Source organism: Nostoc sp. FACHB-888, assembly GCF_014696655.1.
Classification (GTDB): Bacteria; Cyanobacteriota; Cyanobacteriia; order Cyanobacteriales; family Nostocaceae; genus Nostoc.
This window is the reverse complement of the sequence record NZ_JACJQM010000172.1, coordinates 1-8,992: the sequence shown is the minus strand read 5'-3', so window position 1 is coordinate 8,992 and position 8,992 is coordinate 1. Positions and strand designations below refer to the sequence as shown.

Annotated in this window: 8 protein-coding genes; 4 read left to right on the top strand and 4 right to left on the bottom strand. The window is 36.8% G+C overall.

Features of this window, described 5'->3' with window-relative positions:
- Positions 1-410: 410 nt before the first annotated feature.
- Entirely contained in the window at positions 411-863 is a 453-nt protein-coding gene (locus H6G26_RS35250) for an Hsp20/alpha crystallin family protein (RefSeq protein WP_190735881.1), read from the bottom strand.
- A 528-nt stretch (positions 864-1,391) separates the two neighbouring features.
- Here H6G26_RS35250 and H6G26_RS35245 point away from each other — a divergent pair.
- A complete protein-coding gene (locus H6G26_RS35245) occupies positions 1,392-1,787 on the top strand; it encodes a hypothetical protein (RefSeq protein WP_190735879.1) in 396 nt (131 codons plus the stop codon).
- A gap of 479 nt (positions 1,788-2,266) precedes the next feature.
- Positions 2,267-2,995, top strand: coding sequence for a hypothetical protein (locus H6G26_RS35240; protein WP_190735877.1), 729 nt, complete (start codon positions 2,267-2,269; stop codon positions 2,993-2,995).
- 61 nt (positions 2,996-3,056) lie between these two features.
- On the opposite strand, the gene H6G26_RS35235 is transcribed toward H6G26_RS35240, so the two are convergent.
- Entirely contained in the window at positions 3,057-3,782 is a 726-nt protein-coding gene (locus tag H6G26_RS35235; protein ID WP_242054122.1) for an MGMT family protein, read from the bottom strand.
- A 944-nt stretch (positions 3,783-4,726) separates the two neighbouring features.
- Here H6G26_RS35235 and H6G26_RS35230 point away from each other — a divergent pair.
- Positions 4,727-5,071: a DUF1815 family protein gene (locus H6G26_RS35230; protein ID WP_118162512.1), complete on the top strand. Its 345-nt coding sequence runs from the start codon at positions 4,727-4,729 to the stop codon at positions 5,069-5,071.
- 433 nt (positions 5,072-5,504) lie between these two features.
- On the opposite strand, the gene H6G26_RS35225 is transcribed toward H6G26_RS35230, so the two are convergent.
- Positions 5,505-7,574, bottom strand: coding sequence for a CHAT domain-containing protein (locus H6G26_RS35225; protein WP_190735874.1), 2,070 nt, complete (start codon positions 7,572-7,574; stop codon positions 5,505-5,507).
- 126 nt (positions 7,575-7,700) lie between these two features.
- Here H6G26_RS35225 and H6G26_RS35220 point away from each other — a divergent pair, with 126 nt between their 5' ends.
- Positions 7,701-8,198 (top strand): thioesterase family protein, encoded by a 498-nt coding sequence (locus tag H6G26_RS35220; protein ID WP_190735872.1) that lies wholly within the window; start codon positions 7,701-7,703, stop codon positions 8,196-8,198.
- Positions 8,199-8,316: 118 nt separating this feature from the next.
- On the opposite strand, the gene H6G26_RS35215 is transcribed toward H6G26_RS35220, so the two are convergent.
- Positions 8,317-8,514 carry a hypothetical protein gene (locus tag H6G26_RS35215; RefSeq protein WP_190735870.1) on the bottom strand — a complete coding sequence of 66 codons (198 nt, stop codon included), beginning with the start codon at positions 8,512-8,514 and terminating at the stop codon, positions 8,317-8,319.
- Positions 8,515-8,992: the final 478 nt, after the last annotated feature.

The following is an 8,992-nucleotide window of genomic DNA, read 5'->3' as shown; positions in this document are numbered from 1 at the left end:
TTGCTGTCATGGTTTTATAAGTGCGGTTAGTTATTTATAAATCAGGCGGTTTTGTTTTTGCCTGTGAAACTACTTTACAATGCTTTACAATTTTTAATCAAGTTTCTCATTTTTGTGAAACTGATAGAAGCTATTAGTTTTACTTATCAAAAGGTAAAAAGTTGGGTAGATTTAGTCAAACCATGCATACCATTACATATATAGTTGAATTTCTTTACAAACGTTAAATAAGAAGGCGATGTCTACGACGGGCTGGGCCTACACTCTCTGGCTCTTTTAGATAATTCATGTATATAGGACTTATACGCCTATTGCAGATAATTGTTACAAAAAAGCCCGGTCATTTGCACAACCGGGTTTTGAGCTATCTCAATCTATCAAAGGAGGTAGAGTAGTCTGATCGCAACCCATTAGGTAGCAGATTGTTCCAAATTAACCTTGACAACTTTGTTCTTTTCTTGTTCAGTTTTCGGCAGTGTCAGATTCAAGATGCCGTCTTTATAATCTGCTGTAACGTTAGTATTTTGAATCCGAGCAGATAGAGGAATTACGCGTTGAAATTTACCATAATGAAACTCACTTCTGGTAACACCTTTATCCTCAGTTTTAGTTTCAGACTTCCGCTCACCGCTAAGGTAAACAGCATTTTCTGTAACTTGCACATCCAGGTCTTTAGCTTCTATTCCTGGCAATTCTAGATTCAAATGAATAGCATTTTCAGTTTCTTGTATTTCAACAGCAGGAACTTTGGTTAAGCCTCTGCCCAAGAATTCAGATGTTACTTTGCTGTCTTCAAATAAATTATTGAGTTGACGTTGTAGAGTGTCAATTTCTCTCCAAGGGTTCCAACGAACTAGTGTCATAACTCTTCCTCGCATCAATTAGCTTTTGTTCAATCAATTTTGCGCTTCAATTAGCGCTTACATATTTATATTATGCAAAGTTAAATCTGCTATAAATTCGGTTATTACCACCAAGAAAATGATAATTACCGTCCAAAACTAAACATGGTAAAAGTTACGGTTTACTTTCATTTGTTTGTTCGGTAAACCCGAATATACAAATAGATTCAGTCATAGTTAAGGAAGAAATCTGCTGTTGAAGGGAGAGTGCAGAAACTCAATATCTTGGTTAGGTTACGCCTACAACTAAGTAACAGCGCTGCATAAATTTTTAGATTATCTCAGTTAAATGTATATCTGTTCAAGTTTTTCCTGAACTTTGCTCTCGATTTATTTTTTCAGTTCTTGCGCTCAATCAGGTCACCCGAATGGGTGAGGAATCCATCAATCGCTCAGGTGACCTGAGTGCAGGAAGCTGAGACTTATAACGAATAATACTCTATTACTCAAGAACACTAATTGCACTTTGCTCTAACCAAGGATAACCCTATGAAATTTTCCACCTTAATTGATTCTGTATTCATTGTTGCTTCTATTGCTTTATTACCTGGAATCGGCGGCGCTCAATCAGCTACTAATAATAGTGGCAAACCTATAACTATCACCTCTAACAATTTACTCACTCATTTTACAAACGTCAGCTACCTCAAACCCTTTGATGCTGCATTTCTAGCTTATCAAGGTAACCTGAAAGCACAGGGTATTCCTAGTGGTAGTGCTTTGGTTTCTCAATACCAAACAGGAAGACTGACTGCACTAGATGTAGTTAAGGCTGCTGTCAATGCTAAAAAATTACCAGCACAAGCTTTGAATGATACAGCTTACCTAAACGCTGTCGAGTCGCAGCTGACATCATTTGTCAATACTAGTAATTTATCTCACTAAGTACAGTGTTGTAGAGGTTCGTAACGGATTTATGAAATGCTGTACTATCATCTCGTTGCTTTGATAAGAAAATACATCACCAGTAAAAAAAGGCTGCTGTCTTTCCCTAATCACTATCCCATCAACAAAAATTACCTTAACCCCTCCAACCTTGGAGGGGTTTTTATTTGGTACTACGCTTGCTGCTTACTCTAGCATTGTCCACTGTTCCCAAAACCGTTTCATATTTAACGCGATCGCACCATATACAGTAGATTGGCATTACTTTTGGAATGGTTGTTAGCCAGTTGTACTCCTACGGAAAAGCAAGCCACGCGTAGCCTCGCGTAGAGAAGACATCGTTTCTTGCTGAAAAAAATGGTCAGGCAATAAATTATTTACTGTTATATCAAATTAACGTTGTTAAGTTACTCAGCAGGTGTAATTTTCACCTCTAGGCTGTGTTAAATATTGTGACGCGAAACAGGAGTATAGATACGTTGCAAAAGCTTTCTCCAGAATCTCCTCTATTTGTTCTGTTAATCATTATTAGTTTTCTAGTAGTAACTTTGTCAACTTGGCTATCATCTAAACCATTTATTTTAAAACCATTTGGGCTTAATGATATTATCCAGTTACTCAGTTTGCAATTATTTATTTCTTTGTTGTTAGAACGTTCTTTAGAAGTTTTTATAACTACTTGGCGAGGCCCATCTATCGAACAATTAGATATTAGTATTCAGCAAAAAAAGGCTCTCTTATCTGAGAAGATAAGACTTATGGCAGAACAACAGAACCAATTCCCTGCTGTAGAATCCAACCAAATCAGTGGACTACCACCTGAAGGAATGAGTTTAGAGCAGCAAATTATCCAAAATTTTACACAAAATCAACAAGAACCATTAAAGATATTCAAGCCCCAAATTGATGATATAAATGAAAAAGAGCGGCAAAGAGCAGCCTATAAATCTGATACACGAACAATTGCTCTATGGACATCCCTTTTATTCGGTCTTTTAATGAGCGCAATAGGTATTCGATCAATCGAGCCACTTGTCGTTATGGATTTAGATAATCCAATACAAATAGTAATTTTCCGTTATTTAGATGCATTGCTGACAGGAGGCTTAATTGCAGGAGGTAGCGAAGGAATCCATAAACTTATAAAAGTTTTTATCGATTTTATGGAAGCTACATCTAAACAAATCAAAAATCAGGGATTATCTTGAGGAAGCAAAGCATTTTTAATTTCAAAAGATAGGATATGAAACTATCAATTAAAAGTACTATCTATTCTAAATACATTGTATTATCTTCCCATAGATAATCTTTGGTATCTACAAAACTTTTGTTTGTATTACTTAATAAATTTCCCTCAAGAAAAACTTTAATTCCTTCCGTTTCTAACTTATTTTTTTGGTTATTCACATAAGTTATCAAATAATCTTTAGAGTCTAATATTCTATGTACTGGATAATCAGCAGCCGAAGTTTTTTTCAGGTATGTAGGTATAGCTCTTAGATAGCTATTATCTACTCCTATACCTTTGATTATCTGTTTATATGTAACTACTTTCCCATTGGGAATTTTGATAATAAAATTTAAAAATCGTTTATATGGATTTTCAGATAATGCGGGAAATTTATTAGCTTGAACCTGAAAATTACTATCAACCTGAATTTGACCTGATTTAATAACTACGCCTAAAATGCCTCGTTTTCCTTGAATACTCTTTAATGATTTTACCAAATGGGCTATTTGCTTACACGGTTCACAGTAAAAAGTTAGACGAATTGCCGCACCACTTTCAAAGTTTAGCAAAGAACCAGGAATAAAATTCTCAAATTCTATACCTGCAACCAAAATATTTTCTCGCAATTCTCCTGGTTTAATTGATAAGTCTAAAATATCTTCATACCTAACGATTAAAAGTTGTCTTGGACTTATAGGGTCGGCATTAATATCTCCTTCTATACCATGACCTACTTTTAAATTTAATGTTTTAAGTTCTACCATTGCAGAACCTGGTTTTACCTTGGTGAAAAGATGCATTATTGAGAGAGCCATATTGATTTGTTTGCTAAAGGCTCTAAATTTTCTTTATCTGGCTCAAGGCTAGCCGTCACTTTGATATATCCTGATACTAGTACAGCGCGGCGTAAATAAACAACACATTCCAAATCAACGAAACGCTTACACTATATTCATTATAAGTCCCTAAGATAAGGAGCTTTCCAAATTTCTGTGCTTTAGTAGTACAACTGTGTTAAGGATAATCCCAAAATAACTGAAAAGATTGCCTAAATGGCAACATTGCTTTGCTGAGTTTAGGTATTGTCAGTGTTTAGTTCATATACTGTAGCTTCTACACTCAGACTTATCTATTCATTACGCAAAGCTTGTATTAAGAACTACAGCTTACCAATTTTTAGTACTGGATATCAAACTTGCACTGTTATCTGCTCAACTTGCTATATACAGGAGGAAGGAATTTGGTATACTAAAGTCTTTGTCTATACCAAAATCTACATTAAAAAAACAGAGCAAAAATCTAAGAAAGAAGCAGTATAACGATGTAAAACTACCTTGTAGCCTCTACTAATACTCATTTAGGCTGTACGTCGCCAATTAAAGCGAAATATGTAACTTTTTTGTAGTTGACTAGTGCTAGATTTAAGTTACTGTTAAAGCGGATCGCTTCTTGTAAGAATCTACCCTGACAGAAATGCATAAAGATATAGTTAAATTTAGCAATTCTGTCCGAGATTTTTAATTTGCAAACTGAATAGTTTGATACGGCGCTCAAAACTCTAACGTACTACCCTAAACAAGGTAGTCAATTAACGACTCAATATCATCTGTCTGGTAATTGTATTGAATAGTTTACAATACCAATGGGTGAGAAAATCTAAAGAAAATATAAAAGAAACTCAAATGACTGTGGTGTCTGGAGGAGAAAAGTGTTTCTGAGACTAGCACATCAACATCGACAATTCGTCCAAGACTTGGTAATGAACCTGCAAGCCTTGGCTGTCGTATTAGAGCGGCGCGGGTATCCTGCATCTTGTTATACCTGTGGCGACCAAATGAATAGTGCATCGTTTATGGTTAGCTTGGGCGATAACCACCTGATTCGGTTTTTGGTATCCGATTACGGGATTACTTGGACGGAAATGCGGGATGACCGCGAATTAATGAAGCTAGAAGGTGCTGAGGCAATTAGCCAGTTAGACGAACTAGCTGATCTTGTCAAGCAATCTATGCAAACCGATACAGGCTCTAAAACTCTTGCTAAGAAGTATTAAGGTTTCAAAGGTCAATGGCAAATTACAAATCGATTATCGGTAACTGGTAATAGGTAATAGCGGCTTAGTTAGCGATCGCTCTTACCTATTCTCCATTACCGTGAAGTGATTGGCTCATGGCTGGGCGATCGCATATTTTTAGTATCTGCCAAAACCTCACGAACCGGATTTTGAGCCTTTAGCTCAAAGGTTGGTAAAACTTACTGCTAATCACAATCAACCTAATTAGTAATTATTAATTCATAATTCATAATTAAAAGACAGGTTAAAAAACCTGCAACTATCAAGCAAACAACCCTGTTTTGCTTAGGGTCTAAATCTACTTAACATAATGCAATTATGAATTATGAATTTTTAATGAATTTTCTAACTGACATATCAGCCAGAATTTTAACAAAGGCATCGTCTGACAGAGGTGAGGAAAGATCAACACCTAAAGTCCATTGCCAATCAAAATAAAAGATCCCCAGTAATACGGGTGACTAAAATCGCTAACTGCTGCCACGGGTAAATTGTGGCCTCTTGCCTTCCAGCCCCCATTAATTAATGAAACTTGAGCTTGTCGTAAAGCCTCAGTTTTAATTAACTTATTAGTAGAGAGAATATTATAAAAAGCGCTCATAAGTGCCTGTGTACCACCATCATCCACAGACCACAATGAGGCGATCGCAGCTCTTGCGCCTGTTTTTTGCATCTGATAGCCAAAACCCAAAATTTCCTCACCGTTGCCTAACTTGCCTCCCAAGCCGGTTTCACAGGCGCTCAACACTACCAAATCTACATGGGGGAGTGACCAAGTGGCGACATTTCTAAAGTTAATGCGATCGCCATTCCCGAATAAAATAAACGAATCTTCTGGTTTACCCACCACAAAGGCTGCATGAGTCGCTAAGTGGACAATTGTATAATCATCCATTTGAGGTACAGTGGCTCTGGGGCTAAAGGCATCGTCTAAGAGCTTCGTAGTTTCAGGAACCATAGCTGCTACACTTTCCACTTCTCGTGTTGCAAAGGGTAAGCCAGCAAAAGCAACCTGCCGATTACCAACTTTGATTTGATAATTACCTTTAGTGAAAGCACCGGCTAAAACCCGCAAGGTAGATTGTTGTGGGGTATTTAAATTAGTCAGGCTGGCAGATGTAATGTGATTGACAGCCAAGCGCTGCACTAGCCATTGTTTGCCATCATATAAAGCAGTTAAAGGAATATAGCGTAACTGGTCATCTGGAGCGTAAATCAGAGTTTGTGTATCTGATAGCTCTAAGTCTTTTTCTATCGGTTTAATTAGCCAGTCATACAGTTGGCGTGCAGGTGCTTTGATATTTCGACTGGGATTGATTAAAGCTTGGCGGAAAATACCAATTGTTTGATAAAGGTCTTCGCGTTTTACAGGAACGGTGCGATGAATTGGTGGGGATTCAGGAGTTACTAGTACCAATTCCAAACTATCTTTTAAAATCAGTGGGTAGAGTAGTGCCGATTTTTGAGGTAATTGCGTCAAATTATCCCGAAGTTGGTTGAGACTCTCCAAATCCAAATTTTGCCGCCTAGCTGTCTGGCTAATTTGCTCTACCTGTGCTTTTACTGAAGGACTATTGATAAATTCGTTAAATCCATCCAGGAGTTGCTGTTGATTTAAGACTAATTGCTCTATGCGTTGTTTCTGTTGGAGCGATCGCTCTTTAGGGGAAATTTTCCGTAGTGTTGTCAGTTCTTTACCCAACACAACAGCATTATTCACGGTTTGATCCAACTTTTGTTTAATTGGTTTTTCTGCTGCCGCTATATTAATACCTTTGGCAGTAAGTTTATTACCTGGCACAGTCTGGAGATATTCTTCTAGTTCTTCAACTTTGAGTAAATCTATTGTCCTTTGTGCTTCAGCAACACGTTCCTGTTTGAGCAATCGTTCACCTAAAATGCGATATGTCTGGCTAACAGTGATGCTATAAGCATCTGGTTGTGACGCACTAAGCGCTAATGGATTCAAGCGAGCTTTCTCACGATTAATCAAGCAATGCTTGTAGAAAAAAATTGCTAACTCTGGTTGGTTTTGGATGTCAAATAAGTAACCTATGTTACTGTAGGTTTTGCCAAGTCGAACTAGATCCCCAAGTTCTCTATTAATTAATAAAGCTTGCTGATAGGATTGAAGTGCTTCGGGATACTTTCTTTGACTTTGGTAAATTCTGCCTATGTTGTTGAATGTTACCGCTTCCCAAGAGCGCTCTCCAAGTTCTCTACTGATGGCTAATGCTTTTTGTAATCTCTGCAATCCCTGTTTCGATTGTCCTTGCCGAGATTCTCTGATACCTTCTTCGTTGAGCCTTGCAATTTCTGAAAGTTGATTATTCTTGGGTAAAGCTTGAGCTTTTTCTCCAGAGCCATACCTCAACTTTGCATTTGTCGTTACTTGGTTATTGTCTGGATAAGTCATCCCAAAACCTAGTAGACTAAGTAAAGTCAAAGTCATAAAACTAACATACTGGAGATTAGGCTGCATAACAAAACACTCCCTATACTCGGAAGTGTAAATATTAAATCAAGAAGTCCTACAACGCAATTAATTTTTATGCTATTCAATAATTTGGAAAATTTGGAAAATTTATAGGTGGTTAGAAAATTGAAGATGTCAGAAGAAAAACCCAACCAAGCAAAATTACCACCAACCAGCGCCCTTGACAATTCATCAACTGATGAATTTGGGAATTGGTTTGAATATCCTGTTAGAGTACAACCCCACCAAACGGACTATGCAGGTGTTGTTTGGCACGGTTCTTATCTAGCTTGGATGGAAGAAGCGCGGATTGAATGCTTGCGATCTATAGGGATTGAATTTGCTGATTTAGTCGCTATAGGTTGCGATTTACCAGTTGTAGAACTCTCGGTGCGCTATCACCGTTCAATTCAATTGGGAATGGCAGCTGTGGTAAAAACGCGCATGGCTGAGGTGACTGGCGTTCGAATAAATTGGGATTATGCCATTGTCTCAACTGATGAACAACAATTGTACGTCACTGCCAAGGTGACTTTAGTAGCTTTAGATCGCGAAAGAGGCAAGATTATGCGTCAGTTGCCGCCGAGTTTTAAGGATGCCTTAGCCAAGATTTCAGCATTAAATAATTAACTAGCAAGAAAGGTTATAAAAACCACAGCAATTTTTACACAACTGGCGTCAAATTCAAAAATTTTGTCATTTTATATTTTTACTTCACTTTTGCTAATCAAAGGTGAAGTATATATTTTCATTTACCACTTTGGATCTGCGATAGGTTTTCAGCAAACTGCGTTACGTGATGCCAAATATCCTGTGGAGTAATGCCAAAACCAATATTTAATAAAATAAGAATTGCCGCAGCAGTCAATGCATTGCTCACGGTTGCTTTCAGCAACTTCCACAATATTATGAAGACTATCCAAGCTACAATCAGCATAGCAATCATATATATTAATTCCTTAATAATTGCCCTTGTCTGAGAGGATGTTTTTTCAGAAAGGAGAAGTTTTTGTTTTGGTAACAATCACTGGTATAAAAATGCTGAACCCAATTTTTAGTATTTACTATAATAGAGTTTTTTGTGATAGTTAGCCTGGGGATATTTTATCTAAAAATGGGATAATTATTTCTGTTACATGGCGTTTTATTTGCAAAGTTTTTATAAAGTTTTTTATTTTTGTCTGTAGATAAATATTTATAGATATACATGAAATTGATGGCTGATCCGGAAGCCAATGACTATCTTTAATAAAGTTTCATTTATTAACTTTTTGTAGTTTGGGTAGTATGTATTTTCTATAGGTGAAATGATTTCCATCTTAATAGACATGTCCGGAATATGATTTGGGTACCAAAAAATGGTAGAAAGTAAAATTGACCCTCTACCAACATCTAATTAAATGATTAGTATCTTTGATTATATA

Excerpts from the sequence above, each read along its gene's own strand:
- H6G26_RS35235 (WP_242054122.1), bottom strand. The coding sequence starts at position 3,782 with ATGGTAGAACTTAAAACATTAAATTTAAAAGTAGGTCATGGTATAGAA.
- H6G26_RS35215 (WP_190735870.1), bottom strand. The coding sequence starts at position 8,514 with ATGATTGCTATGCTGATTGTAGCTTGGATAGTCTTCATAATATTGTGG.
- H6G26_RS35220 (WP_190735872.1), top strand. The coding sequence starts at position 7,701 with ATGTCAGAAGAAAAACCCAACCAAGCAAAATTACCACCAACCAGCGCC.
- H6G26_RS35250 (WP_190735881.1), bottom strand. The coding sequence starts at position 863 with ATGACACTAGTTCGTTGGAACCCTTGGAGAGAAATTGACACTCTACAA.
- H6G26_RS35245 (WP_190735879.1), top strand. The coding sequence starts at position 1,392 with ATGAAATTTTCCACCTTAATTGATTCTGTATTCATTGTTGCTTCTATT.
- H6G26_RS35225 (WP_190735874.1), bottom strand. The coding sequence starts at position 7,574 with ATGCAGCCTAATCTCCAGTATGTTAGTTTTATGACTTTGACTTTACTT.